The sequence below is a fragment of the Streptomyces incarnatus genome (assembly GCF_001027185.1).
Classification (GTDB): domain Bacteria; phylum Actinomycetota; class Actinomycetes; order Streptomycetales; family Streptomycetaceae; genus Streptomyces; species Streptomyces puniciscabiei.
This window is the reverse complement of sequence record NZ_CP011497.1, coordinates 4,518,840-4,543,257: the sequence shown is the minus strand read 5'-3', so window position 1 is coordinate 4,543,257 and position 24,418 is coordinate 4,518,840. Positions and strand designations below refer to the sequence as shown.

23 protein-coding genes, 5 tRNA genes and 1 riboswitch are annotated in these 24,418 nt (G+C 71.9%); of the genes, 16 read left to right on the top strand and 12 right to left on the bottom strand.

From position 1 onward, the window contains the following. The first annotated feature begins 667 nt into the window (after nucleotides 1-667). The 4 genes from ABB07_RS20405 to ABB07_RS20390 all read left to right on the top strand — a co-directional run bounded on the left by ABB07_RS20405 (nucleotide 668) and on the right by ABB07_RS20390 (nucleotide 5,637). Nucleotides 668-2,092 carry an NsdA family TPR-like regulatory protein gene (locus ABB07_RS20405; protein WP_208900045.1) on the top strand — a complete coding sequence of 475 codons (1,425 nt, stop codon included), beginning with the start codon at nucleotides 668-670 and terminating at the stop codon, nucleotides 2,090-2,092. 75 nt (nucleotides 2,093-2,167) lie between these two features. Beyond that, entirely contained in the window at nucleotides 2,168-3,388 is a 1,221-nt protein-coding gene (gene lhgO, locus ABB07_RS20400; RefSeq protein ID WP_208900044.1) for an L-2-hydroxyglutarate oxidase, read from the top strand. A 26-nt stretch (nucleotides 3,389-3,414) separates the two neighbouring features. After that, nucleotides 3,415-4,263 carry a tRNA (guanosine(46)-N7)-methyltransferase TrmB gene (gene trmB / locus ABB07_RS20395; RefSeq protein WP_208900043.1) on the top strand — a complete coding sequence of 283 codons (849 nt, stop codon included), beginning with the start codon at nucleotides 3,415-3,417 and terminating at the stop codon, nucleotides 4,261-4,263. 42 nt (nucleotides 4,264-4,305) lie between these two features. Then, on the top strand, nucleotides 4,306-5,637 hold the full coding sequence (locus tag ABB07_RS20390; RefSeq protein ID WP_208900042.1) for a PrsW family intramembrane metalloprotease: 1,332 nt from the start codon (nucleotides 4,306-4,308) through the stop codon (nucleotides 5,635-5,637). A gap of 216 nt (nucleotides 5,638-5,853) precedes the next feature. Here the strand turns inward: ABB07_RS20390 and ABB07_RS20385 are convergent, their stop codons facing one another. Further along, a complete protein-coding gene (locus ABB07_RS20385) occupies nucleotides 5,854-6,798 on the bottom strand; it encodes an aldo/keto reductase (RefSeq protein WP_208900041.1) in 945 nt (314 codons plus the stop codon). A 70-nt stretch (nucleotides 6,799-6,868) separates the two neighbouring features. After that, nucleotides 6,869-7,894, bottom strand: coding sequence for a M23 family metallopeptidase (locus ABB07_RS20380; protein ID WP_208900040.1), 1,026 nt, complete (start codon nucleotides 7,892-7,894; stop codon nucleotides 6,869-6,871). 9 nt (nucleotides 7,895-7,903) lie between these two features. After that, nucleotides 7,904-8,050, bottom strand: a riboswitch (cyclic di-AMP (ydaO/yuaA leader). A 300-nt stretch (nucleotides 8,051-8,350) separates the two neighbouring features. Between ABB07_RS20380 and ABB07_RS20375 the strand changes: the two genes are divergently transcribed. Then, nucleotides 8,351-8,424 (top strand) — tRNA-Met (locus ABB07_RS20375). Nucleotides 8,425-8,495: 71 nt separating this feature from the next. Here ABB07_RS20375 and ABB07_RS20370 read toward each other — a convergent pair. Then, the gene (locus ABB07_RS20370) at nucleotides 8,496-9,629 is read right to left on the bottom strand and encodes a dihydrofolate reductase family protein (RefSeq protein WP_208900039.1); all 1,134 of its coding nucleotides are present in this window, start codon (nucleotides 9,627-9,629) and stop codon (nucleotides 8,496-8,498) included. A 62-nt stretch (nucleotides 9,630-9,691) separates the two neighbouring features. Between ABB07_RS20370 and ABB07_RS20365 the strand changes: the two genes are divergently transcribed. Together ABB07_RS20365 and ABB07_RS20360 are read left to right on the top strand one after the other, a co-directional pair. Beyond that, nucleotides 9,692-10,201: a MarR family winged helix-turn-helix transcriptional regulator gene (locus ABB07_RS20365; RefSeq protein WP_208900038.1), complete on the top strand. Its 510-nt coding sequence runs from the start codon at nucleotides 9,692-9,694 to the stop codon at nucleotides 10,199-10,201. A gap of 141 nt (nucleotides 10,202-10,342) precedes the next feature. Next, on the top strand, nucleotides 10,343-10,975 hold the full coding sequence (locus ABB07_RS20360; RefSeq protein WP_208900037.1) for a GTP cyclohydrolase II: 633 nt from the start codon (nucleotides 10,343-10,345) through the stop codon (nucleotides 10,973-10,975). A 119-nt stretch (nucleotides 10,976-11,094) separates the two neighbouring features. Here the strand turns inward: ABB07_RS20360 and ABB07_RS20355 are convergent, their stop codons facing one another. Both ABB07_RS20355 and ABB07_RS20350 read right to left on the bottom strand, forming a co-directional pair. Beyond that, nucleotides 11,095-12,849, bottom strand: a complete 1,755-nt coding sequence (locus ABB07_RS20355; protein WP_208900036.1) for an MFS transporter — start codon at nucleotides 12,847-12,849, stop codon at nucleotides 11,095-11,097. Nucleotides 12,850-12,865: 16 nt separating this feature from the next. Further along, nucleotides 12,866-13,459 carry an NADPH-dependent FMN reductase gene (locus ABB07_RS20350; protein WP_425264739.1) on the bottom strand — a complete coding sequence of 198 codons (594 nt, stop codon included), beginning with the start codon at nucleotides 13,457-13,459 and terminating at the stop codon, nucleotides 12,866-12,868. A 156-nt stretch (nucleotides 13,460-13,615) separates the two neighbouring features. Here ABB07_RS20350 and ABB07_RS20345 point away from each other — a divergent pair, with 156 nt between their 5' ends. From ABB07_RS20345 to ABB07_RS20335, 3 genes are all read left to right on the top strand, one after another. Beyond that, entirely contained in the window at nucleotides 13,616-14,332 is a 717-nt protein-coding gene (locus ABB07_RS20345) for a TetR/AcrR family transcriptional regulator (RefSeq protein ID WP_208900034.1), read from the top strand. A gap of 88 nt (nucleotides 14,333-14,420) precedes the next feature. Further along, entirely contained in the window at nucleotides 14,421-14,576 is a 156-nt protein-coding gene (locus ABB07_RS20340; RefSeq protein WP_208900033.1) for a hypothetical protein, read from the top strand. A 154-nt stretch (nucleotides 14,577-14,730) separates the two neighbouring features. Continuing rightward, the gene (locus tag ABB07_RS20335; RefSeq protein ID WP_244189439.1) at nucleotides 14,731-15,198 is read left to right on the top strand and encodes an MmyB family transcriptional regulator; all 468 of its coding nucleotides are present in this window, start codon (nucleotides 14,731-14,733) and stop codon (nucleotides 15,196-15,198) included. 34 nt (nucleotides 15,199-15,232) lie between these two features. Here the strand turns inward: ABB07_RS20335 and ABB07_RS20330 are convergent. From ABB07_RS20330 to ABB07_RS20310, 5 genes are all read right to left on the bottom strand, one after another. Continuing rightward, nucleotides 15,233-15,305 (bottom strand) — tRNA-Lys (locus ABB07_RS20330). A gap of 99 nt (nucleotides 15,306-15,404) precedes the next feature. Then, the gene (locus ABB07_RS20325) at nucleotides 15,405-16,910 is read right to left on the bottom strand and encodes an amino acid permease (protein ID WP_208900032.1); all 1,506 of its coding nucleotides are present in this window, start codon (nucleotides 16,908-16,910) and stop codon (nucleotides 15,405-15,407) included. 114 nt (nucleotides 16,911-17,024) lie between these two features. Continuing rightward, nucleotides 17,025-19,220 carry a DEAD/DEAH box helicase gene (locus ABB07_RS20320; RefSeq protein WP_208900031.1) on the bottom strand — a complete coding sequence of 732 codons (2,196 nt, stop codon included), beginning with the start codon at nucleotides 19,218-19,220 and terminating at the stop codon, nucleotides 17,025-17,027. Nucleotides 19,221-19,455: 235 nt separating this feature from the next. Beyond that, on the bottom strand, nucleotides 19,456-19,989 hold the full coding sequence (locus ABB07_RS20315) for a hypothetical protein (protein WP_208900030.1): 534 nt from the start codon (nucleotides 19,987-19,989) through the stop codon (nucleotides 19,456-19,458). A 149-nt stretch (nucleotides 19,990-20,138) separates the two neighbouring features. Beyond that, nucleotides 20,139-20,489, bottom strand: coding sequence for a metallopeptidase family protein (locus ABB07_RS20310; protein ID WP_142218716.1), 351 nt, complete (start codon nucleotides 20,487-20,489; stop codon nucleotides 20,139-20,141). Nucleotides 20,490-20,571: 82 nt separating this feature from the next. Between ABB07_RS20310 and ABB07_RS20305 the strand changes: the two genes are divergently transcribed. The 4 genes from ABB07_RS20305 to ABB07_RS20290 all read left to right on the top strand — a co-directional run bounded on the left by ABB07_RS20305 (nucleotide 20,572) and on the right by ABB07_RS20290 (nucleotide 22,517). After that, the gene (locus ABB07_RS20305) at nucleotides 20,572-22,155 is read left to right on the top strand and encodes a metallophosphoesterase family protein (RefSeq protein WP_208900029.1); all 1,584 of its coding nucleotides are present in this window, start codon (nucleotides 20,572-20,574) and stop codon (nucleotides 22,153-22,155) included. An 80-nt stretch (nucleotides 22,156-22,235) separates the two neighbouring features. Beyond that, nucleotides 22,236-22,308 (top strand) — tRNA-Glu (locus tag ABB07_RS20300). A 36-nt stretch (nucleotides 22,309-22,344) separates the two neighbouring features. Then, a tRNA-Asp gene (locus ABB07_RS20295) sits at nucleotides 22,345-22,419 on the top strand. A 24-nt stretch (nucleotides 22,420-22,443) separates the two neighbouring features. Continuing rightward, a tRNA-Phe gene (locus tag ABB07_RS20290) sits at nucleotides 22,444-22,517 on the top strand. Nucleotides 22,518-22,629: 112 nt separating this feature from the next. Here ABB07_RS20290 and ABB07_RS20285 read toward each other — a convergent pair. Together ABB07_RS20285 and ABB07_RS20280 are read right to left on the bottom strand one after the other, a co-directional pair. Beyond that, the gene (locus tag ABB07_RS20285) at nucleotides 22,630-23,436 is read right to left on the bottom strand and encodes a hypothetical protein (RefSeq protein ID WP_208900028.1); all 807 of its coding nucleotides are present in this window, start codon (nucleotides 23,434-23,436) and stop codon (nucleotides 22,630-22,632) included. Continuing rightward, nucleotides 23,433-23,699 (bottom strand): PadR family transcriptional regulator, encoded by a 267-nt coding sequence (locus ABB07_RS20280; protein ID WP_244189438.1) that lies wholly within the window; start codon nucleotides 23,697-23,699, stop codon nucleotides 23,433-23,435. The genes ABB07_RS20285 and ABB07_RS20280 overlap by 4 nt, the downstream gene beginning before the upstream one ends. Nucleotides 23,700-23,882: 183 nt before the next feature. On the opposite strand from ABB07_RS20280, the gene ABB07_RS20275 reads away from it, so the two are divergent. Both ABB07_RS20275 and ABB07_RS20270 read left to right on the top strand, forming a co-directional pair. Next, nucleotides 23,883-24,089: a DivIVA domain-containing protein gene (locus tag ABB07_RS20275; protein ID WP_208900026.1), complete on the top strand. Its 207-nt coding sequence runs from the start codon at nucleotides 23,883-23,885 to the stop codon at nucleotides 24,087-24,089. Then, nucleotides 24,086-24,406, top strand: coding sequence for a hypothetical protein (locus ABB07_RS20270; protein WP_244189437.1), 321 nt, complete (start codon nucleotides 24,086-24,088; stop codon nucleotides 24,404-24,406). The genes ABB07_RS20275 and ABB07_RS20270 overlap by 4 nt, the downstream gene beginning before the upstream one ends. The last annotated feature ends 12 nt before the right edge of the window (nucleotides 24,407-24,418 follow it).

Genomic DNA, 24,418 nt, shown 5'->3' with positions numbered 1-24,418 from the left:
GACGCCTCCACAGCCTGTGGACAACAGTGCACCGCACGAACCGGACCCCCATGCTGCCACGAGAGGCGCGTTGTGGAGGGGCGGCGGCACCGGCTTCGATCGAGGGAAATGCCCAGCGGGCGGAGGGTGGGTGCGACTCGAATGCGCCCCCTGTACGCTCCCCCAAAACGCCCTTCACGCCCTCAAGTTGCATGGTCGGAGCACATGTCAACCGCGACAGGCGGGGGCGATTTTCAGCCAAATATGTTGAGCGGCACGGGATTTGAGCACGCTCCGTACAGGCCTGCGGAGCGCGTGGCGGCGCGGACACGCGCACAGTCCGGGAGGCGGGCATCGCCTCCCGGACCGGTCCGCCACCCGCGGGGATGAAGGTGGCGGTGTCCCCCAGCCCACTGGATCCAGTACAGCGGGCCGACCCACGCAAGAGCCATGGAACCGCTCCCCCGGTGGCCGGAGAAGAGCGCACGGACGGGCGCACGGCCACACGCGCGGGGGCACGTGGCGACAGGCCGTGCACGGTGCGTACAGGGCCGCACTTCCGTACGGACCACAATCCCGCCAACCGGAACAATGCCCCTTAACGCTTGGGATGCGGCGAACTACGCTGGGTTTACGAATGCCGCGTGGTTATGCCAGCGCGGCAGCCGTCTGTGTCGAGGGGTGGCGCATGTCCAGGGAGCAACGCGGGCCGAACGAAAAGCTCGGCGCCGTTCTCGCCCTCGCGGGAATCAGCAACGCAGGACTCGCCCGGCGCGTCAACGACCTTGGTGCGCAGCGCGGGTTGACTCTTCGCTACGACAAGACCTCGGTGGCGCGCTGGGTGTCGAAGGGGATGGTGCCGCAGGGTGCGGCGCCGCACCTCATCGCGGCCGCCATCGGCCAGAAGCTCGGCCGCCCGGTGCCGCTCCACGAGATCGGCCTGGCGGACGCGGATCCCGCGCCCGAAGTGGGCCTCGCCTTCCCCAGAGACGTCGGACAGGCGGTGAAGTCGGCGACGGAGCTGTACCGTCTCGACCTCGCCGGGCGCCGGGCCGGCTCCGGCGGCATCTGGCAGTCCCTCGCCGGATCGTTCGCAGTGAGCGCATACGCAACGCCCGCCTCGCGCTGGCTGATAACCCCCGCCGACAGCTCGGTCGCGCGGGAGGCGGGCTCCGCCGAGGGGTCCGGCGCACCGATCAAAGTCGGCCACAGCGATGTGCGCAAGCTGCGGGAGGCCGCCGAGGACGCGCGGCGCTGGGACTCCAAGTACGGCGGCGGGGACTGGCGTTCGTCGATGGTCCCCGAGTGCCTGCGGGTGGAGGCGGCGCCGCTGCTGCTCGGCTCCTACTCCGACGAGGTCGGCCGCGCGCTCTTCGGCGCCTCCGCCGAACTCACCCGGCTCGCCGGGTGGATGGCCTTCGACACCGGCCAGCAGGAGGCGGCGCAGCGGTACTACATCCAGGCGCTGCGGCTCGCGCGCGCGGCGGCGGACGTGCCGCTGGGCGGCTATGTGCTGGCCTCCATGTCGCTGCAGGCGACGTACCGCGGCTTCGGCGACGAGGGGGTCGACCTGGCCCAGGCCGCGCTGGAGCGCAACCGCGGGCTGGCGACCGCGCGCACGATGAGCTTCTTCCGGCTGGTGGAGGCGCGGGCACACGCGCGTGCCGGGGACGCGCAGGCGGCGGGTGCGGCACTGAAGGCGGCCGAGGGCTGGCTCGAGCGGTCCCGGGAGGGGGACAACGATCCTTCTTGGCTTGGTTTCTATGGATATGACCGTTTCGCTGCGGACGCGGCCGAGTGCTACCGGGACCTGAAGGCACCCAGGCAGGTGCGGCGCTTCACCGAGCAGGCGCTGTCCAAGCCGACGGAGGAGTTCGTGCGGTCGCACGGGCTGCGGCTGGTCGTCTCGGCGGTGGCCGAGCTGGAGTCCGGGAATCTGGACGCCGCCTGTGAGCAGGGAGTGCGGGCCGTGGAGGTGGCCGGGCGCATCTCGTCGGCGCGCACGACCGAGTACGTGAAGGATCTCCTGCACCGGCTGGAGCCGTACGGGGACGAGCCGCGGGTGGTGGAGCTGCGGGAGCGGGCCCGCCCGCTGCTGATGGCTCCGGCATGAGAGCCGGCATGAGAACCGTCACCCCTGGCGTTTGAAGCCACTGTCAGTGGCGCAGTGCACTATCGGTAGCGGGAGGTGGTGCAGGTGCCGGTCGGGGCGTACGACTGTGACGTGCTCGTGGTCGGTGGGGGGATCGTCGGGCTGTCCACGGCGTATGCGATCACGCGGGCCGCGCCGGGCACGGCGGTCACCGTGCTGGAGAAGGAGCCCGGGCCGGCCCGGCACCAGACGGGGCGCAACAGCGGGGTCATCCACAGCGGGATCTACTACCGGCCGGGCTCCCTCAAGGCGCGGTACGCGGTGCGGGGCGCCGCCGAGATGGTCAAGTTCTGCGCCGAGTACGGCATCGCGCACGCCGTCACCGGCAAGCTGATCGTCGCCACCGAGCGCGAGGAGCTGCCCCGCCTGCACGCGCTCGTGCAGCGGGGGCGGGAGAACGGCATACCGGTCCGGGAGCTCGGCTCCGCGCAGATCGGTGAGTACGAACCCGAGGTGCGGGGACTGGCGGCCATACACGTCGGCACCACCGGGGTGTGCGACTTCGTGGGCGTCGCCCGGCAGCTGGCGCGCGCCTCGGGTGCGGAGATCCGGTACGGAGCGCGGGTCGTACGGGTGGACCGGCGGCCGGAGCGGGGCGTGGCCGTGCTCACCGCGGGCGGGGACGTCGTACGGGCGCGGGTGCTGGTGAACTGCGCCGGGCTGTACTGCGACGAGATCGCCCGGCTGACCGGGGACGAGCCCGAGGTGCGGATCGTGCCGTTCCGCGGGGAGTACTACGAGCTGGCGCGCCCCGAGCTGGTGCGCGGGCTGGTGTACCCGGTGCCGGATCCTGCCTTCCCGTTCCTCGGGGTCCATCTGACCCGGGGCATCGACGGAGGCGTGCACATCGGCCCCAACGCGGTGCCCGCGCTCGCCCGGGAGGGGTACGGCTGGGGGGTCGTACGACCCCGGGAGCTGGCCGGAACCGTGGCCTGGCCGGGGTCCTGGGCGATCGCCCGGCAGCACTGGAGATACGGCGCGGGGGAGCTGCACCGGTCGCTGTCGAAGGGGGCGTTCCTGGAGGCGGTGCGCAGGCTGCTGCCCGGGGTGGACGCCGACGACCTGGTGCGGGCCCCCGCCGGGGTGCGCGCGCAGGCGGTGCTGCGGGACGGCACGCTGGTGGACGACTTCCTGATCCGCGAGGGGAGCCGGGCGGTGCACGTGCTGAACGCACCGTCTCCGGCGGCCACCGCGTCCCTGCCGATCGGGCGGGAGATCGGGCGTCGGGTGCTGGACATGCTCGAAAAGGCACGCTGACGGGGCACCGTAAAATCGGAAGCACTGTGTCTGACTTCCTCAACGTCCCCGAAGCCCCCGCGCCGGCCCCCCGCACCGCCGGCGCGTCCGTCCGGCACACCCGGGCCAAGGGAGAGCCGCGGTTTCCGGACGGTCCCAAGGCCGATCCCGCCGGGTCCCACTTCGAGCGGCGGATCCGGAGTTTTCAGCCGCGGCGCAGCCGGGTGACCGCCGGGCAGGCGGACGCGCTGCAGCGGCTGTGGCCCACATGGGGACTGGACATCGACGGGCAGCGGGTCATCGACCTCGGCGAGCTGTTCGGGAACGACAGGCCCGTGGTGCTGGAGATCGGGTTCGGGATGGGCGAGGCCACCGCGCAGATGGCCGCCGCCGACCCGGACACCAACATCCTCGCCGTCGACGTGCACACCCCGGGACAGGGCAATCTGCTGGCTCTCGCCGACCGCGGCGGACTGTCCAACGTCCGGGTGGGCAACGGGGACGCGATCATCCTGCTCCGGGAGATGCTCACCCCCGACTCGCTCGACGGGCTGCGCGTGTACTTCCCGGACCCCTGGCCCAAGAAGCGGCACCACAAGCGGCGCCTCATCCAGCCCGAGTTCCTCACGCTCGCCGCGACGCGGCTGAAGCCCGGCGCGCTCGTGCACTGCGCGACCGACTGGGAGCCGTACGCCGAGCAGATGCTCGAGGTGCTCACCGCGCACCCGGACTTCGAGAACACGCAGGCGGACGGCGGTTTCGCGGCGCGCCCCGAGTTCCGGCCGCTGACCCGTTTCGAGGGGCAGGGACTGGACAAGGGACATGTGGTGAACGATCTGCTCTTCCGGCGCGTACCGCATCAGGACCGCGACCAGTCCGGTCCTCAGGACCGATAAACCGCTCCAGCCCCTCGTCCCGCCACCGTTAGGGTCGATGCCGTGGCCACCAGTCCTCCGTTCCCGACGTATCCCCCGGGCCCCCACGGCCCCGTGCTGCTCCGCCATCCGCACTGGTGGCAGCGCAGCTGGGTGCGGTACGGAGCACTGATCACCCTGCTCGCGCTGTCCGGTCTCGTCATCCTCGCGCTGGTACGCCGGCAGACCGGTACAGAGGGGTTCCTCGTCGGGCTCGGGCTCGCCGTGCTGCCCGTGCCCTGGCTGATAGCCGCCTTCCGGTGGCTGGACCGGGTGGCGCCGGGCCCCTGGCGGAACCTGGTCTTCGCCTTCGCCTGGGGGGCGTGCGCGGCGGCGCTGATAGCCATCGTCGCCAACAGCTTCGCGACCAAGTGGATAGCCACCGCCACCGCCGATCCGGCCAGTGCCGACACCCTCGGCGCCACCGTGATAGCGCCCATCGTGGAGGAGTCCGCCAAGGCCGCCGCCGTCCTGCTCGTCTTCCTCTTCCGCAGGCGTGACTTCACCGGGATCGTCGACGGGATGGTGATAGCGGGCATCACCGCCACCGGGTTCGCGTTCACCGAGAACATCCTCTACCTGGGTACGGCCTTCGGGGCCGACCAGATCAGCGGCGGCCGCGGTATCGCCTCCGTCACCGCCGCCACCTTCTTCGTGCGCATCGTGATGTCCCCGTTCGCGCACCCGCTGTTCACCACCCTCACCGGCCTCGGCTTCGGCACCGCCGCGCTCTCCGCCGAACGGCAGCGCGCCCGGCGGGCGCTGCTGCCGGTGTGCGGTCTGCTGCTCGCGATGAGCATGCACGCCTTCTGGAACGGCTCCTCCACCTTCGGCGAGTTCGGGTTCTTCGCCGTCTACGGCTGCTTCATGGTGCCCGTGTTCGGGCTGCTGACCTGGCTCGCGATCTTCACACGGCAGCGGGAGCTGCGGACCGTGCGGGAGGAGCTGCCGGCGTATGTGCTGGCGGGATGGCTGGGGCCGGCCGAGCCGTTCGCGCTCGGGTCGATGCGGGCGCGGCGGACGGCCCGGGACTACGCCCGGCACCACGGCGGCCGGCCGGCGGCGCGGGCGGTGGCGCAGTACGAGGGGTACGCCACCTCGCTCGCCGTTCTGCGGCACCGGGGGCGCAAGGGGAAGGCCGGGGCCGGCTTCGTCGTACGGGAGCGGGAGCTGCTGGACGAGCTGTGGAAGCGGCGGGAACTGGCCCGGCCGGCGCTGGAGTACGCGGCGCGGGTGGCTCCGCCGGTTCGGCCGGTGTATCCACCGCCGGTACCGATGCCGGTGCCCATGGCGTATGAGCCGGGGTACGGCTATCCGGCGGCGCCCTACTCCGCTTACAACCCGTATCGGTCGTAGCCGATCGGGCCGCGGAGAGTTCGGCACCGCCGGAATGCGCCGTCGTGGCTGAGCGCCGTCGCGGCGGAGAAATCAAGCCGCAGCGGAGAAATCGAGCCGCGGTGGGGAAGATCAAGCCGCGGTGGGGAAGATCAAGCCCCGGCAGGCAGATCAAGCCGCAGCAGGGAGATCAAGCCGCGGCGGGGAGATCGGGCGGAGCTTGCGGCTGGCGAAGGGTCAGGCCGACGCCTCTGTCAGCTTCCGCACTTCCTCCTCCGTCAGGGTCAGGCCCACCACGTCCAGGAGGGCCGGGAGCTGGTCCACCGTGCGGGCCGAGGCGATCGGGGCCGTGACCGTCGGCTGGGCCGCGAGCCAGGCGAGGGCGACCCTGGCGACGGGGGCGTCATGGGCGGCGGCGATCTCGTCCAGGGCCGCCAGGACCCGCTGGCCGCGCTCGGACTCCGCGTACCCCTGGGCCCGGCTCGCACGGGCGCTGTCGACCTTGGTGCCGGGGCGGTACTTGCCGGTCAGGAAGCCCGAGGCGAGGGAGAAGTAGGGCACCGCGGACAGGCCTTCCTTGGCGACCAGGTCCTGCAGCGGGCCCTCGTAGGTGTCGCGGGAGACCAGGTTGTAGTGGGGCTGGAGGGCGACATAGCGGGCCAGGCCCTCGCGGTCGGAGAAGTCCAGGGAGGCCTTCAGGCGCTCGGGGCTGATGTTCGAGGCGGCGATGTGGCGGACCTTGCCCGCCTTCACCAGCTCGTCCAGCGCGCCGATGATCTCCTCGACCGGGACCTCGGGCTTGTCGAAGTGGGTGTAGTAGAGGTCGATGTGGTCGGTGTCCAGGCGGCGCAGGGAGGCGTCGGCGGCCGCCTTGATGTTGGCAGCGGACAGGCCCTGGTACTCGGGGTGCTGGCTGACCTTGGTGGCGATGACGACGTCGTCGCGGTTGCCGCGGGCCTTGACCCACTTGCTGATGATCGTCTCGGACTCGCCGCCCTTGTGGCCGTCGATCCAGGCGGAGTAGGAGTCGGCGGTGTCGATGAAGTTGCCGCCGGCCGCCGTGTAGGCGTCGAGGACGGCGAAGGAGGTCTCCTCGTCGGCGGTCCAGCCGAAGACGTTGCCGCCCAGGCAGAGCGGGAAGACCTGGAGGTCGGAGGAGCCGAGTGTGCGCAGAGAGGTCATGCCCCAAGTCAACGCCGACGGTGGATCATCCCATTCCACCGTCGGCGCCGGATTCACACGAATGCCACGGTCAGGGGTTGAGCCCCTTGTCGCGCAGCCACGGCGCCGGGTCGATGGCGGTGGCCTGGCCGTTCGGGTGGACCTCCAGGTGCAGGTGCGGGCCGGTGACGTTGCCGGTGGCGCCGACGCGGCCGATGACCTGGCCGGTGGAGACCTTCTGCCCCACGGAGACGTTGATCGAGGACTGGTGGCAGAACCACAGCTCGGTGCCGTCGTCCAGGGTGATGACGGTGCGGTAGCCGTAGGCGCCGGCCCAGCCGGCCTGGGTGACCGTGCCGCTGTGGACGGCCTTGATGAGGGTGCCGGTGGGGGCGGCGAAGTCGAGGCCGGTGTGGTAGCCGGAGGACCACATCGCGCCGGGCTGCCCGAAGGTGCCGGTGATCGTGTACGAGACGACCGGCAGCGTGTACTGCTTGGCCAGCTCGGCCAGCCGCTTGGCCTCGGCGGCCTTCTTGGCGTCGGCCTCCGCCTTCTCCTTGGCGGCGGTGGCCTGGGCGGCGGCCTCCTTCTCCGCCTTGGCGGCCGCGGCGGCGGTCTGCTGGTCGGCCGCGGCGATCGTGGCGGCGATGGCCTTGGTGTCGGCCTGGCCCTTCTGCTGCTCGGCCTGGGCCATGATCCGGTTGCGCAGGGCCTCGCCCGCGCTGCCGCTGTCCCCGCTGTCGGTGGTCACGCCGACCTTGCTGAGACCGGTGGCGGTGGCCTGGTGCGCGTCGGAGGAGCCGCCGAAGATGTGCTCGACGGAGTCCAGGTCCGGCAGGGATATGGAGACCGGCGGCTTGCCGGTGTTGGCGCTGGCCATGCCGCCCGCGCCGACCGCGGCGATCACGCCGACGCCGAGGACGGTGGAGCTGCGCGCGAAGCCGCCGCGCTGCTTGCTGACGCGGTGCCGGCCCCGGGCCGCGGCGACGGAGTCCTCGGTGGGGTTCCACTCCTCCCAGGGCCCCTCCTCGGCGCGGTAGGCGCCGTAGCCGAAGGTCTCCGGCTGGGCTTGCGAGGGCACGAACGGGGCTTCTGGGGCGGGCCGGTTGGACGCCACTCGGGCGTACTCCTTTCCTTCCTCCGCCTACCGGGTTAGCTGACGGGTTCGGAGCAGGAAGGTCTCCTACGCGCGTATACCAACTGCGGCATTCGCGCGATTCACCCCAAGGTGGTGGTTCCCCGGTTCCCTCGCGGGATTCGGCGCGTGCGCACGGAGCCGCCTCTTGTGACGGCTGGGACGACCGCGCTGCGTTATCGAACGTTAATAGACCTGCCAGTCACTTTCCAAGCCGTTCGGCTTGATCATTAACGTTTTCCGGCCCGGACTTACCGGCCAGGACCACGGCAAAACGGGCGAGTTGGCCGCAGTTCAGGAGTCTCGGCGTTTTTGATGGTGTCTCAGATGTTATGCGGAGGGCTGTCGTCCGGTCACCCTCCGTGAAGACGATCAACCACCCCGGGAAAGTGGGTGTGCATGCTGCCCTGAGCATGGGGTACTCTGGAGTCACAACGACGCGGGGTGGAGCAGCTCGGTAGCTCGCTGGGCTCATAACCCAGAGGTCGCAGGTTCAAATCCTGTCCCCGCTACTGAAGACTCAGGGCCTGGAATCCACTGGATTCCAGGCCCTGAGTGTTTCCCGGCCCGGCCGGGCCGGGCATCAGCCCAGCAGGTGCCTGTTCGGCGCCTTGGCGAGTTCCGCCAGCTCAGGCAGTACGACCACCTCGGCACCTCCCTTGACCAGGACCCCCGTCCCGTCGGCCCCCGCCACGAACGTGTCCGGCTCCTGCCACGCCGTGACCACCCTGCGCACCCCCGCCCGCAGAATCAGCTCGGCGCAGGGTGCCGGGCGGGAGGCCCGCCGGGCGCAGGGCTCCAGGCTGCTGTAGACCGTGGCACCGGCCAGCCGGGGATCCGCCGGGTCGAGCTTCGCGAGCGCCGCCTCCTCCGCGTGGACCACCGGGTCCTCACCCTCCCGCGAATGCCCCCGGGCCAGCTCGGTGCCGTCTTCGGCCACGACGACCGCCCCGACGCTGAAGGCCGTCCGCGAGGGCGGACACAGCGCGGCCAGTTCGCACGCCGTGCGCAACCAGTGACGGTCGGCCGCGGCGGGCAGCGGGCCGGTGCCGGGGGCCGTGGGCTCATAGCGCATGAGGACGACGTCCTCGATCCTGCGGGTCTCGGTCAGGCGCAGCCGGCCGGCCTGGTAGCCGCCGGGGCCGAACAGGCGGGGTGCGGCCGGGTCGCCGACGAACAGCGGGGCGAGGACCAGCTGGAGCTCGTCGGCGAGGCCCAGCCGCAGCAGCTGGGTGTGGACCGTGCCGCCGCCCTCGACCATCAGCCGCTCGACGCCGCGCACGTCGTGCAGGTGGGTCAGCAGCGCCCGCCAGTCGAGCTCGGGGCCCAGCGGCACGATGCCGGCGGTGCCGCCGACGCGTCCGGCCGCCCGCTCGGCGCCCTCGTCGGTCGTGTAGACGAGCTTCTCGCCGCCGGTGTGCCAGAAGGCGGCGCCGGGGTCGAGGTCGCCGCCGGCGGTGACGGTGACCTTCAGCGGGTACTCCGGCCGGCCCGCCCGCACCCGCGCCGCGCGGCGCTCGGCGGAGTTGACCAGCAGCCGCGGGTTGTCGGCGCGGATCGTGCCGGCGCCGACCAGGATGGCGTCGACGGAGGCCCGTACCGCGTCGACCCGGTCGAAGTCGGCCGGACTGGACAGCAGGAGCCGGTCCGGGCCGGTGTCGTCCAGGTAGCCATCGAGGGAGACGGCGGCGGACAGCAGCACGTACGGGTACGACATCGGCGCGGTCTCCCTGCGAGGCGAGTCTTGGTTCAAGTTTGAAACAAACTTACACTGGCGGCATGACGACCCGCTGGCTCAGCCCCGAGGAGCAGCGCGCCTGGCGCGCGTACCTGGCCGCGACGCACCTCCTGGAGGACGCGATCGACCGACAGCTCCAGCAGGACGCCGGCATGCCGCACCTGTTCTACTCCGTGCTGGCCAACCTCTCCGAGGCGCCCGACCGGCGGCTGCGGATGACCGACCTCGCCGAGTCCCTGAAGATCACGCGCAGTCGGCTGACGTACGCGGTGACCCGGCTGGAGCGGGACGGGCTGGTGCGCCGGGAGGACTGCCGCTGGGACAAGCGCAGCAGCATCGCCGTGCTGACGGACGAGGGGCTGGCCGTACTGCAGCGTACGGCGCCCGGGCATGTCGAGACCGTGCGCGCCACCCTGTTCGACCGGCTCACGCCGGAGCAGGTGGGCCAGCTGGAGGAGATCTGCGCGGGGATCGCGCGCGGGCTGCAGGGCGACGGTGGCGAGTCCGGCACGGAGGACGTGCCCTGGCGGCGGCGTTCGTCCTGTTCGTGACCGGCCCCCTGATCGGATCGCCTGACCACCCCTGAGTGGATCACCTCAATCCGATTGCTTTAACTTTTAAGCATGGGGTAGGGTCCCCTGCGTACCGCTGCTTCAAAACTGAAGCACATGCCCGCACCCGGAGGGACCCGCATGCCCGACACCCCCGCCGCCACGCCGCGCGCCCGCGTCCGGGTACCGCTGCGCTTCCACGACGGCTACAGCGTCGACGCCGAACTCGTCACCTTCCACGGCCTGGCCGACGGCCAGGAGCACGTCGCCGTTGTCCTCGGCGACCCCACCCCCGGCACCGTCCCGCTGGTGCGCCTGCACTCCGAGTGCCTGACCGGGGACGTCTTCGGCTCGGCCCGCTGCGACTGCGGACCCCAGCTGCGCGAGGCGGTCGAGCGCATCGCCGACCGCGGCGGCGTCCTGCTCTACCTCCGCCAGGAGGGCCGCGGCATCGGTCTCTACAACAAGCTCGACGCCTACGCCCTGCAGGACCAGGGCCTCGACACCTACGAGGCGAACGCCGCGCTCGGCCTGCCGGAGGACGCCCGCGACTACACGGCCGCCGCGCAGATGCTCGCCGCCCTCGGCATCGGGGAGCTGGACCTGCTGTCCAACAACCCCGACAAGGCCGAGCAGTTGCGCGCACTGGGCGCGGTGGTACGGGACCGGGTGCCGACCGGTGTCTTCACCACGGCCCACAACGTGCGCTACCTGCGCGCGAAGGTCCTCCAGACCCGGCACACGCTGCCGCTGGCCGAGCTGAGCGTGGGCTGAGCCCGCCGGCGGGGCGGGGACCGAACGCCGCCCGTCGGCGGGGGCCGGGGGACCGATCACCACCCGTCGACCGGGCCCGGGGGACCGATCACCACCCGTCGACCGGGCCCCTTGACCGATCACCGCCTCTGGGCGGCGCCGTCACCGCGGCCGCCGACGGCCCGGGAGGGCCAGCGCCGGGAGGGCCGCCAGGGCCAGCAGGGTCGCCGCGACGGCGTCGCGGTGCGGAAGCCGGACGGGTGCGTGCCCGCACTGCCCAGCACCACCGACAGCACGGCCGTGCCGACGGACGCGCCCAGCTGGGAGTTGATGCTCAGCGCGGTGCTCGCCGCGGCGAGCCGCTCCGCGGGCAGGCCCCGGCTCGCCGTGGTCATCGTCGGCATCAGGACCATGCCGGTGCCGACGCCCATCACCATGGCCGACGCGACCATCCGCCAGGGGGCGATCCCGGGCACGCCCACCTGCCACGCCGTCAGCGCCATCCCGAGGGCGGCCACCGCGATCCCGGCCCCGACCAGCCGGCGCGGAGCCGTCCTGTCGATCCGTCGCGCCGCGATCTGCATCGTCGTACCGACGACGAGACCGACCGGCGCGCCCAGCAGTCCGGCCGCCGTGGCGCTCAGGCCCCGCTCCTGCTGCCAGTACAGCGGGCCGAGCAGCATCGAGCCGAAGTAGCCGCAGGTGAACAGGGCGAGCGTGCCGACGCCTGCGGCGAAGGTACGGTCGCGCAGCAGCCGCAGGTCCAGCAGCGGAGCGGACGTGGTGAGCGCCCGGCGTACGAAGGCCGCGACGAGGGCCGCGCCGACGAGCACCGGCACGAGGGCACCGGACGCGGTGAGGTCACCACGCTCGCCGCCCCGGGCGAGGCCGTAGAGGAGCAGGGCGAGGCCGGGGGACAGCATCAGCAGGCCGGGGAGGTCCAGGCGGGTGGGGGGTGTCAGGGTGCCGGTGGGAGGTGCGGTGCCGGTGGTCACGGTGCCGGCGGGTGTCACGGTGCCGACGGGCGTCCCAGCCCCGGCGGTCCTGCTGGACACGGCCGTACTCTCGGTTCCGGCCGTGCTACCGATCGCCACCGGCCTCCCGGCACCGGCCGTACTCTCGGTGCCGGAGGTCCTCTCGGTTCCGGCGGTCCTCTCGGTCCCGGCGGTCGTCCCGGTCCCGGACGACGTCCCACCGATCGCCCCCGTCCTCCCGGCCCCGGCGATCCTCCCGGCCTCAGGCGGGCTGCCGGCCCCCGGCGCGCTCCCGGCCCCCGGCGTCGGTGCGTCCGCGGGCAGCAGGCGTAGCGCGAGGGTCAGGGCCAGGGCGCCGACGGGCAGGTTGACCAGGAAGATCCAGTGCCAGGAGGCGGCGTCGAGGAGCCAGCCGCCGAGTACCGGCCCGGCGACCGGCCCGACCAGGATGGGCAGCCCCGCGACGGCCATCGCGCGGCCGAGCCTGGACCGGTCGGCGGCGCCCATCACCATGGCCATGCCGACCGGCTGCAGCAGCCCGCCGCCGAGCCCCTGGACCGCGCGGAAGGCGATGAGGCTGCCCGCGTCCCAGGCGCAGGCGGCGAGCAGCGAGCCGAGGGTGAAGAGGGTGAGCGCGGTCAGATAGGTGCGCTTGGCGCCGATCCGGGCCATGGCCCAGGCGGCGGTCGGGATGACGGCGGCCAGGGCCAGCGTGTACGCCGTGGTGGTCCACTGGATGGTCTCCAGTGAGGCGCCGAAGGACTGCGAGAGCCGGCGCAGCGCGACGTTGACGATCGTCATGTCGAGCACCGCCATCACCATGCCGACGACCGTGACGGCCAGGATGCGGTTCAGGGCGGTGGCCGGGCCCGGTGCCGGGCGGGCCGGGGCCGCCGCGGTGGGCGCGGTCGTACGCATCATTTCCCCCTCCCCGCCCTCAGCCGACGTACGGGCGCTCGGCCCGCGCGGTCCGCAACGCCCGTGCCCACCAGGTGAGTTGGCCGAGCATGCCCTTGGCGGCGCCGGTGCACACGGCCGCGTCCCGCGGTGTGCCGTCCTGGCCGAGGCCGGACCAGGGGCCGTGCAGGCTGACCGAGTCGCGCACGGTCGTCGCGTGCAGCTCGGCGAAGACCAGCCGGAGCTGCTCGACCGCGCGCAGTCCGCCGCCGAGGCCGCCGTAGGAGACGAAGCCCACCGGCTTGGCCCGCCACTGGGCGTGGTGCCAGTCGATGAAGTTCTTCAGGGACGCCGGAAAGCTGTGGTTGTACTCGGGCGTGACCACGACGAACGCGTCGGCGGCGGCGAGCCGCGGCGAGACGTCCCGCAGCGCGGCGACGGCCTCGGGGCTCGGGGTACCGCCCCAGTCGGGCAGCACCAGGGGGAGGTCGATCTCGCCGAGGTCGATGACGTCGAGGTCGAGGCCGGTGTCACCGGCGGCGGTACCGAGGAACCAGTCGGCGACCGCCCGGCCCTGCCGGCCCTCCCGGACGCTGCCGACGACCACGGCGACGCGCAGCGGTGCTTCAGACATACCGTCAACAGACATGGCAAATCCCCCAACTCCGGGTGAGTGGGCCGCGGCTCGCGGCCCTCCACACCGGAAGGTACAACGCTCGTTGTAGAAAGTGCAACGCTCGTTGTAAGTCGGCTAGAGTGGCCGGTCGGAGGAGGACGACAGGAGGCAGGCGTGGGCGAAACGAACGAGGCGCGGGTGGCGCAGGCGCGACGCGAGGTCTCACCGCGCAAGCTGGAGAAGCAGATGGCGATCGCGAGCGCGTCCTGCACGGTCTTCGGCCGCGAGGGCTACGCGCGCGCCTCGGTCGACGCGCTGGCCGCCGAGGCCGGCGTCTCCACGCGCACGCTCTACAACCACTTCCCCGGCGGCAAGGCGCAGCTCTTCCAGACCGTGGTGACCTGGACGTCCAGTGAGGTCCGTGACGCCCAACTGGCCCGCCTGCGCGCGGTGCTGGACCCGGAACGCCCCCCGCACCCCGGCGACCTGGAGCGCGATCTGGTCGCCCTGGCCCGCGGGTTCGCCGACCTCATGACCGAGTACCCGAACCACTTCGCCCTCGTCCGCCACATCCACGCCGAGGCCGACCATGTGCCGCCGGAGGTCCTGAAGGCCTGGCACGAGGCGGGCCCGGAGCCGGTCGGCCGGGCCGTCGCCGAGGCGATGACGCACCTCGCCGAGGCCGGCCTGCTCGACCCGCACGGCGACGCGCCCATGGCCGCCGCCCACTTCATGGCCCTGACGACCCACACCCTCGTCCAGTCCACCCACTACGGCGTCCTCCCCCTCCCCCCGGCGGAGACGGACCACCTGATCAGGGGCGGCGTGGCGGCGTTCCTGCGGGCCTATGGGGCGGCGGGGGGCGCGGGGCGGGACGGCGTGGGGCGCTGAGGGCCGCGGGCGGACGCCGCCCGACCGTGCGGTTACCCGCGCGCGAGCGGTTCGTCCGGTGGGGGCGGCCCTGACTCCCTTGCCGACCATGGCGGTTCCCTATCTGCCACACAGCACGTTGCGCCAGGCACTGCCCTGGCGGGCGCCGATCGCCTGGGGTATCAGCAAGGGCATCACGGATGCCGACCCCGCACAGGTCCTGTCGGCCGTCGGCGCCCAGCTGATGAGCAGCTCCATGCGTTGATCCTCGGTCTTCGAAGGCCGCGCGGACGCGGAGTGCGGCGGTGGGTCGGTGTTCGGTCGGTCGGTGGTCGGCGGGTTCGGCCAGGGCTGGAAGAGGTCCTTGGCGACGCCATGGCGGACATGGGGGGGGCCGGCCCGCGTAGCAGGCGAGGTGGGTGATCGCCTCGATCAGCTCGATCAGCTCAGCTTCCGTGACGCCGTTGTCCTTGCCCGGCCCAGGTGGTGGCGCAGCTGTTCGGTGCTGCCGCTGGGGGCGCGATTCACCGAACCTCCTGGCCGCGCCCAAGAGCGATGGCCATGCGGGGGGCGGCGAGGGCGGCGACGAGCGCCACCGCTGCGGCCAGCGAGAGGCCGACTTCCACCACCCCGACGTCGGCGACCTCGACCTCGACTACGACGCCCTCGAAATCCCCGCCGTCCCGGGCCTGACCATCGCCACCTACACCCTCGCCGCCACCGCACCCCACGCTCCCGCCTTCGCACGGTTCCAAGAACATGCCGAGCATCAATGCGTGGGACGGCCGGCTGACGCTTCTCTTTCGTCCGCTCACGCATCGCTCACGCACACGCCCGAAAACGCCGCAGCGCCCGAGCCAGCCGAAGCCGACTCAGGCGCTGCGTAGCAGGTCAGAGGCCATATCCCCCGCCTACCAGCCGTAGGCCCTGTGGGACTCGAACCCACAACCAATGGATTAAAAGTCCACTGCTCTGCCAATTGAGCTAAGGGCCCAGGCGATGTTGCCTGTCCGAGCATAGCCGGACGAGGCCGGGTCTCCGATCGGGTATCGGTGACGCGGCCGCGTCGGGCGGGCGGCGAGGCGCCGGATCGTCACTTTTCGACCAGGTTCGCGACCCGGGTCCGCTGCTCGGCGAGGAACCAGTGGCGGGCCGAGGCCAGCCACCAGGTCGCGGCGAAGCCGAGGACGACCAGGACGGCGACGGGGGCGTAGTTGAACGTCTTCGAGGTGACCGGGGAGACCTGCGGGAGCATGAAGAGGACCGTGATCGCGACCACCCACACCACCGAGACGACCCCGATCGCCCTCGACCAGCGGCCCAGGTGCCAGGGCCCGCGTTCGAAGGCCGCACCCCTGCGGACCCGCAGGAAGGTCGGGATGACGTAGGCGATGTAGAGGCCGATGACGGCGATCGAGGTCACCGCGGCGTACGCCGTCGAGTTGATCAGATAGGGCAGGCCGAGGGCCAGGGCGCCCAGTGCGGCCAGCCAGACCGCCGCCACGGGGGTGCGGGTGCGCGGGCTGACCGTGTGCCAGATGCCGGAGAAGGGCAGCGCGCCGTCGCGGGAAAAGGCGTAGATCATGCGGCTGTTGGCGGTCACCGAGGCCATGCCGCAGAAGAGCTGGGCGCCGATCACGACGAGGAGCAGGAGCTTGCCCGTCGTCGCTCCCAACGCGTCCAGCAGGATCTGGGCCGGGGGCGCGCCCGTCGGGGACGTCAGTTCCTTGTCGTACGACTGGATCGCGAAGGTGAAGCCGAGCAGGAGGACGAAGCCGGCGATCCAGGAGGTCCAGATCGAGCGGACGATGCCCTTCGGGCCGGCCGTGGCCGCGTCGTGGGTCTCCTCGGTCATGTGGGCGGAGGCGTCGTAGCCGGTGAAGGTGTACTGGGCCATGAGGAGGCCGAGGAGGACGACGTACGGGCCGCTGCCCCAGCCCGTCTCGTTGACGAACTTCGTGAAGACGAACGTCGCCGACTGGTGGTGGTCGGGGACGAAGGCAAGCGCGCCGACGATCACCGCCACGCCCAGCACGTGCCACCACACGCTCACGTCGTTCAGGAACGCGACGATCCGCACGCCGAAGGTGTTCAGCAGGCCGTGCAGGACGAGGATCGCCGCGAACAGCAGGACCGTGCGGCCCGGGGTCACCTCGAAGCCGAACTGCAGGTTCAGGTACGCGCCGAGGAAGGAGGCCGCGCCGAAGTCGATGCCGGCGGTCACCGCGACCTGGCCCAGCACGTTGAACCAGCCGGTGAACCAGGCCCAGGCCGCCGCCGAGCGGGGTGGTGCGAGGCGGTGCGCCCAGAAGTACAGGCCGGCCGACGTCGGGTACGCCGAGCAGATCTCGGCCATCGACAGGCCGACGAACAGTGTCATGAGGCCCACCGCCACCCAGCCCCAGGTGATCACCGCGGGGCCGCCGGTGGTCATGCCGAAGAGGTAGAGGGTCAGGCAGCCGGACAGGACCGAGATGATCGTGAAGGAGACGGCGTAGTTCGAGAACGCCGACATCCGGCGCGCCAGGACCTGGGTGTAACCGAGCTGGGCCAGCCGTTCCTCGTCCGACGGCCCACTCACTCTCGCATCTTCTGTCATGCCCCCAGCAATTCCCTCGGCGGGGGCGTGACATGCGTCACCCGGTGACGGAAAAGGGCCCGTACGACCGGAGTCGTACGGGCCCTTCCCGGGTCACCCGGAAGTCACTCGGCGTCAGCCGTTGCGCTTCCAGCGCGGCTTGTCCTCGCGGCGGCCGAAGGAGGAGCCGTTGCCACGGTGGTCGTCACGGCGGCCGTAGGGGCGCTCGTGGCCGCCGGAGCGGAAGCCCGGGCGGTCGTCGCGGCGGTCACGGTTGAACGGACGGTCGCTGCCCCGGTGCCCGCCGCGCTCGTCCCGGCGGAAGCCGGCCCGGTCGCCACGGTCGCGGTCGAAGGAGCGGCCACCGCGGTCGTCACGACGGTCACGGTCGAACGGACGGCGGTCGTCCCGACGCTCGTCGCGACGCTCGAAGCCACGGCCACCACGGTCACCGCGGTCCCGGTCGAAGGAACGGCCACCGCGGTCGTCACGGCGGTCACGGTCGAACGGACGGCGGTCGTCCCGGCGGTCGTCACGGCGCTCGAAGCCACGGCCACCACGGTCGCCCCGCTCCTCACGGCGCTCGAAACCGCGGTCACCACGGTCGCGGTCGAACGGACGGCGCTCGTCGCGACGCTCGAAGCCGCGGCCACCGCGCTCGCCCCGCTCCTCACGGCGCTCGAAGCCCCGCTCACCACGGTCCCGGTCGAAACCGCGGTCCCGGTCGAAGCCACGGCGCTCCCGGCGCTCGTACGGCGCCGAAGCCGCCGGACGCTCCTCGCGCTCGGTCTCCCGCGCCACCGGCTCCTCGGCCACGGCCGCGAGCTCCTCCGCCGCCGTCGCCTGGGCCTCGGCCACCGCGGCCTCCGGGTCCTCGCCGCGCTCACGGGCGACCCGGGCGACCAGCCGGTCGGCCTCCTCGCGCAGCTCGGTCGCACGGCGCTGGGCGCGCTCCAGCTCCTTGGTGAGCTGGGCGACCTCGCGCTCGGCCTGCTGGGCGGCGTTGTTCGCGGACTCGGCCTGGACCTCGGTCATGGAGCGGGCGCCGGTGATCTCGGCGACCTCCGGGTCGAAGGCGCCGGCGCCCTGGATGATGTGGCGGGCCGCGTCGACGCCGGCGTCCTCCATGAGGCGGAAGATCTGGCGGCGCTGGTGCGGCAGGGAGAGCGACACGACCGTGCCGGTACGGCCCGCCCGCGCGGTACGGCCGGCGCGGTGCAGGTAGTCCTTGTGGTCGCCGGCCGGGTCCACGTTCAGGACCAGGTCGATGCCGTCGACGTGGATGCCGCGGGCGGCGACGTCGGTGGCGACCAGGACGTTGACGTAGCCGTCCTTGAAGTCGGCCAGGGTGCGGGTGCGCGCGCCCTGGGTCATGCCGCCGTGCAGCGCGTCGGCCTTCACACCGGCGTCGCGCAGCTGCTCGGCGACGCGGTCGGCGCCCAGCTGGGTGCGGACGAAGATGATCGTGCGGCCCTTGCGGGAGGCGATCGCGGCGGTGACCGGCGCCTTGTCCTTGGGCTTCACGATGAGGATGTGGTGCGACATGGTCGTCACCGCGCCCTGGGCCGCGTCCACCTCGTGGGAGACGGGGCTGTTCAGGTAGCGGTCGACCAGGGTCTGGATCTCGTTCTCCATCGTGGCGGAGAAGAGCATGCGCTGGCCGCCGGCCGGGACCTGGTCGAGCAGCTCGGTGACCTCGGGCAGGAAGCCCAGGTCGGACATCTGGTCGGCCTCGTCGAGGACGGCGATCTGCACGTCCTCCAGGGAGCAGGCGCCGCGGTTGATGATGTCGCGCAGGCGGCCCGGGGTGGCGACGAGGATGTCGACACCGCGCTCCAGGGCGTAGATCTGGTTGCCCATCGAGGTGCCGCCGCAGACGACCTTCATCTTCAGGCCGACGACGTCGCCGTACGGCTGGAGGGCGTCGGCGACCTGCATGGCCAGCTCGCGGGTCGGGGTGAGGATGACCGCGCGGGGCCGCTTCTTCTCGGTGCGGCCGCCGGCCAGCTGGGCCAGGGTCGGCAGACCGAAGGAGAGGGTCTTGCCGGAGCCGGTGCGGCCCCGGCCGAGGATGTCCTTGCCGGCCAGGGCGTCCGGGATGGTCGCGGCCTGGATCGGGAAGGGGGTCGTCACACCGTTCTGCGCGAGCTTGCGCACGACGCCCTCGGGCAGGCCGAGGTCGGCGAAGGTGATCTGGGGGGTCTGGGTCTGGGTGGTGTCAGCGGCCTCGGGGGCCTCGGTGATCTCGGTCGTCGCGTCGGCGAGGTCGCCCTCGAACTCGGCGAGCTCGTTCTCGGACACGACGAACTGATCAGTACTGGACACGGACATGCGAATGCGAAACCTTCCGGAGTCTCTTCGGCACGCGCCCGTCAACTCCGTGATTCGCTCACGACCGCCTCAATGCGGTCCGCCACGGCAAAGGAGAGTACGCGCCACACGGCGCGCTCTGTGGTGGCGCCGGGCAAATGGGATCAAACGATCTACCACCATACGCACCCACCACCCCTGAAGGCAAACCGGCGCCGTTTCCGCAGGTGAGCCGCGTATCCATCAGCCCCGGAGATCACGCTCCGCCGTCCACCCCGGGCTCCGGAGCCGGTTCGCGCTGGACGAGCTGGGTTCCCGTCGCCTCGTGGGCGGAGGAGGACGGCTCGGCCGACGGGGGCTGTGAGGTCGCCGGCGGCGGGGTGGAGGCGGGCGGCTCGGGCGGGGCGGAGGTGACCGGCGGGGTCGGCGGGGCGTTGGTCGGCCCTGGGTTCCCGGGGTCGACGGTCCTGCCGGGCTTGCCGGGCTTCGCCGGGGCCGCGGGCGAGCTGCCCGCGCCGGACGGGGCGGTGGCCGACGGGGAGGCCGACTCCTTGCCCGGCTCGGTCTTGCCGCCGTGTTCGTGCTTTCCGTCACCGGCCGCGCCGCCGTGCCCGCCGAAGCCTCCGGAGCCGCCCCCCGGGCCGCCGTCGGGCGCGGCGCCGCCATGCTGCCCCGCCGAGTGCGCGGGCCTGGCCCGGCCCGCGTCGTCACCCACGTTCACACAGCCGGCGGCAGCGGCGAGGGCCAGCACCGTGACGGTGAGCCGGACGGGTACGGACAAGGGGCGCACGGCGGCCACCTCCGGAGCAAAGGAAAGGAGTCAACCTTCCCAACTCCCGCCGCCCACAAGAGGACACGCGCCCCGCAGGACGACGACGGCACGGACGCCCCACAGGGGCCACCCGCACCCGACGACGCAAGCCCGCGCCCCCCGGCAGGTCAGCCGTACCCGAGGGCGTGCAGCCGGGCGTCGTCGATGCCGAAGTGGTGGGCGATCTCGTGCACCACGGTCACCTCGGTCTCCGCGACGACGTCCTCGCGGTTGTCGCACATCCGCAGCGTCGGCCCCCGGTAGACGGTGATCCGGTCGGGCAGCACGCCCGCGTACCACTCGCCCCGCTCGGTCAGCGGCGTGCCCTCGTACAGGCCGAGCAGCCCGGGGTCATGGGCGGGCGGTTCGTCCTCCACGAACACCGCCACGTTGTCCATGAGCCGCATCAGCTCCGGCGGGATCCGGTCGAGCGCCTCGGCGACCAGTTCCTCGAACTCCTCGCGCGTCATCTCCAGCACACCGTCATTGTCCGGTACGAGGGCCCGTACGGGAGGGGTGCGGCACCGCATATCCGGCCCGGTACACGGGCATACGGCACCAATGGTCCGCGTCTTTGCCGCCGCCCTCCGCACGATGACGAACCGCATACGTCCCGCCGACCCCGCCGACCCCGCCCGCCCCGGCACCCGCGGGCTGCCCGCCCTGGAGCTCGCCGCCCGCCCCCGCCCCTGGCTCCACGCCCTCGCCCTGACGGCCGTCGTCCTGGTCGGCGCGTGGCTGGGCCTGCTGATCGTCGGAAACGTACGGGCCCCGGTCGGCCCGATGAACACGACCATGGCGCTGCGCCCGTCGCTCAGCGGCGGCACGAAGATCAACGTCTCACCGCTGGGCGCCCTCACCCTGGACAGCCATGTGGCGCCCCTCCGCCTGGACGTCAACGTCGACCAGCTGGACCCGCTGCGCTCCCAGGCCCTGGTCGACCACCCGGAGCGGATCTCCGGCCTCCAGGACGAGGTCGCCAGGGACGTCGAGCACGGCACGCTGGACCTCGCCCTGCGCTCCTGTGTCGCCGTGGTCGCCGGCGCCACGGCCCTCGGCCTCGCCGTCTACCGCAGCCCCCGCCGCGCCCTGACCGCCGGCGGCCTCGCCCTGGCCCTGCTGGCCGCGTCCGGGGCGAGCGCGTACGCCACCTGGAACCCGAAGTCGATCCTCGAGCCGAAGTTCTCCGGGCTGCTCAGCTCGGCGCCGTCGGTGGTCGGCAACGCGCGCAGCATCGTCACGGAGTTCAACGTCTACCAGCAGGAGCTGGCCCGCCTGGTGACGAACGTGACGAAGCTCTACGACGTCACCTCCACGCTCCCGGCCTACCAGCCGGACCCCTCCACCATCCGGGTCCTGCACGTGTCGGACATCCACCTCAACCCGGCGAGCTGGAAGATCATCGCCTCGCTCGTGGAGCAGTACAAGGTGAACGTGATCGTCGACTCCGGCGACACGATGGACCACGGCACGGCGGCGGAGAACGGCTTCCTGGACCCGATCCGGGACCTGGGCGTGCCGTACGTCTGGGTGCGCGGCAACCACGACTCCCGGGTCACCCAGCGCTATCTGCAGCGGATGAAGAACGTGCACGTCCTGGACGACGGCCGGGCGCAGACCGTCGCGGGCCTGCGTTTCGCGGGCATCGGCGATCCGCAGTTCACCCCGGACCGCTCGGTGGTGCCGGGCGGGAACGCGGCCGAGCAGCTGGCGGGAGACCGTCTGGCCAGCGCCCTGCGCGACCAGAAGGCGGCCGGCACCCCGGTCGATGTCGCGATCGCCCACGAGCCGTCCGCGGCCCGGGAGACGGACGGCGAGGTGCCGCTGGTGCTGTGCGGCCATCTGCATCACGAGGGGGACGAGATGCTGCCCTACGGCACCCGGCTGCGCATGGAGGGCTCCACGGGCGGCAGCGGGCTGCGGGCGGTGGAACACAAGTACCCCGCGCCCATCGAGGCCTCGATCCTGTACTTCGACCGCGACAGCCACCGTCTCCAGGCCTGGGACGCGATCAAGCTGGGCGGGCTGGGCGAGACGACGGCCGAGGTCAGCCGCCATCTGGCGGACGAGAACCGACCGAGGAGCACGCCTTCCCGGAGCACCCCGTCCCCCTCCTCCGCCACCTCGTCCGCCCCGGCGCCGTAAACCGTTTTGGCGATACTCCCCGCCATCCCATATGCTTCTCACGTCCCCGACGCGCTGAGAAGCGCCCAGGCGGGCCGATAGCCCTCATCGTCTAGCGGCCTAGGACGCCGCCCTTTCAAGGCGGTAGCACGGGTTCGAATCCCGTTGGGGGCACGCAATACCGTGTGCGACACTGTTGCACGCAAGCTTGGTCCTGTGGAGCAGTTTGGAGTGCTCGCCACCCTGTCAAGGTGGAGGCCGCGGGTTCAAATCCCGTCAGGACCGCTGGTGTTTCACGTGAAACACCGTGGCTGGGTAGCTCAGTTGGTACGAGCGTCCGCCTGAAAAGCGGAAGGTCGCCGGTTCGACCCCGGCCCCAGCCACAGCCGCCCTGTCCGGGCATGAGCCCCTCCCCGATTCCACCGGGGAGGGGCTCTTTCGTGCCGCGTACGGGCTCTTTCGTGCCGCCTACGCCAACCGGTACACCGACGATCCTCAGCTGGGACCGGGGCTGCTGGGATCGCTGCGGATCGCGGCAAGCTCGATGCCCCGGATCTTCCGCAACCAGCCGACGAACAGCCGGAGCGCCACACCACAACCGGCACACCAGCCCCAGCCCTCGGTCACCAGGGCATGGAATCCGTCCTGGTACTCGACGTACACCACCTGAGCACCGACGGTGAGCGCGACGGCTCCTCGCGTGCGCGACTCGGCCGACAGGAGCCAGTCGACAGGCATCCACAAAGGAGCGGCAAGGTCACGCATCCGCATGCGAAGCGCCGCCCAGAGGAAACCGATGGCGTAGCGCATCCTGCGCCCCGGAGAAAGCACGATGCCGTTGTCCGGGTCGCCGGTGAGGACCGCGGCCCACTCCTCCCTGAGGTGTGCCCTGCGTTCGCCGACGACGAGGTAGGCCAGTCCCAGGGTTCGGCGGGCCGCACCGCCAAGGGGGCGGGCCGGGCTCTCTGACGCCTCAGGGTCCTCCTCCGCCGACAGGCGATGACGCAGGGCGGTGAGCAGCAGCCCGACGGATGCGACGAGGAGCGCCGCCGCACTCACGGCTCCGAACACCCAGCCGCTGGTGATCACCGTCTGGGCGATCGGCGCCCCGGGGAAAACCGTGTCCAGGAGGTAGCCGACGAGCAAGAAGACCGCTGCCAAGGTGCCGGCCAGGAACGGTGCGACCACCGCCGCGACAGCGAGCGCTCGCGCACGAGCGGTCCCGGCAACGTCGGCAAGCACTCCTTCGAACGCGGCACGCGCCTCATCACGTGCCTGTTCGAGCCGCTCGTCCGCATTCACGACCCGCCCCCCTCAGCTGCCGTGCGCAGCCCGAACAAGCGGGGCTTGCGCTGCCCGGCCTCGTGGGCGGCTTGTCGGCCGACCGCGGTCAGCTCGTAGTAGAACCGCTTGGGTCGCCCCGGATGATCACCCTTCTCCTCGTACCGGGTGACCCAACCGGCGTCCATCAGCCGCTCCAGGATGGGGTAGACCGTCCCCGAGCCCAGATCGGCCTCCTCGCAGATCTTCAGCCCCCATGCGGGGTTGTCGGACGTCGACGCCATCAACACCTTGATCACTTCAAGTGTCGGGCGCGTCAAGCGAATTGATGCCATATCAGAAGTGAAGCAGCGGACCGACCATATGTCGAGTACGACACTTGCCCAGCAGCCGTCGTCCGCGTGGAGGGCCCTATGATCAGGCCGCGCCCCATTCAGCGGACGGGGCCTTCGTCGTGGGGGACATTCATGGCTGACGGCTTCCAGGATTTCCAGGGTTTCGACATCGCCCGGCGTGGTTACGACCGCGCCCAGGTGGACGCGTATCTGGCCGGGATGGCCGCGGGTACGGCATCCGGGGCGCCGCCGGTTTTCGACATCGTCCGGCGCGGGTACGACCGAGCGCAGGTGGACGCACGGGTGGCGCAGCTGCGGAACGGGGGAACGGGGAGATGAACCAGGACCAGGTCAGAGCGATACCGGAGACCGAGCTGGAGAAGGACCGGGCGCGGTACGGGCTGCTCGCGGTCGTCGTCAGCAATCTCGCGATCGCCGGTGTCGCGATCTTCGGGGTGTGGCGGCTCGACGGCGACAAGTCCGTGATCGTCGGCGTCCTGACCGCCGCGTTCACCGCCGTGAGCAGCATGACGACCGCCTACCTGGGCATCAAGGCCGTCTCCAACACGGCGAAGTCGATCGCCCTCAGGGACGCGGCACCCCGGCAGCACACCGAGCCGGCCGCCTCCACGGCACCCGCCCAGCGCACCCCCTAGGCACCCCCGGTG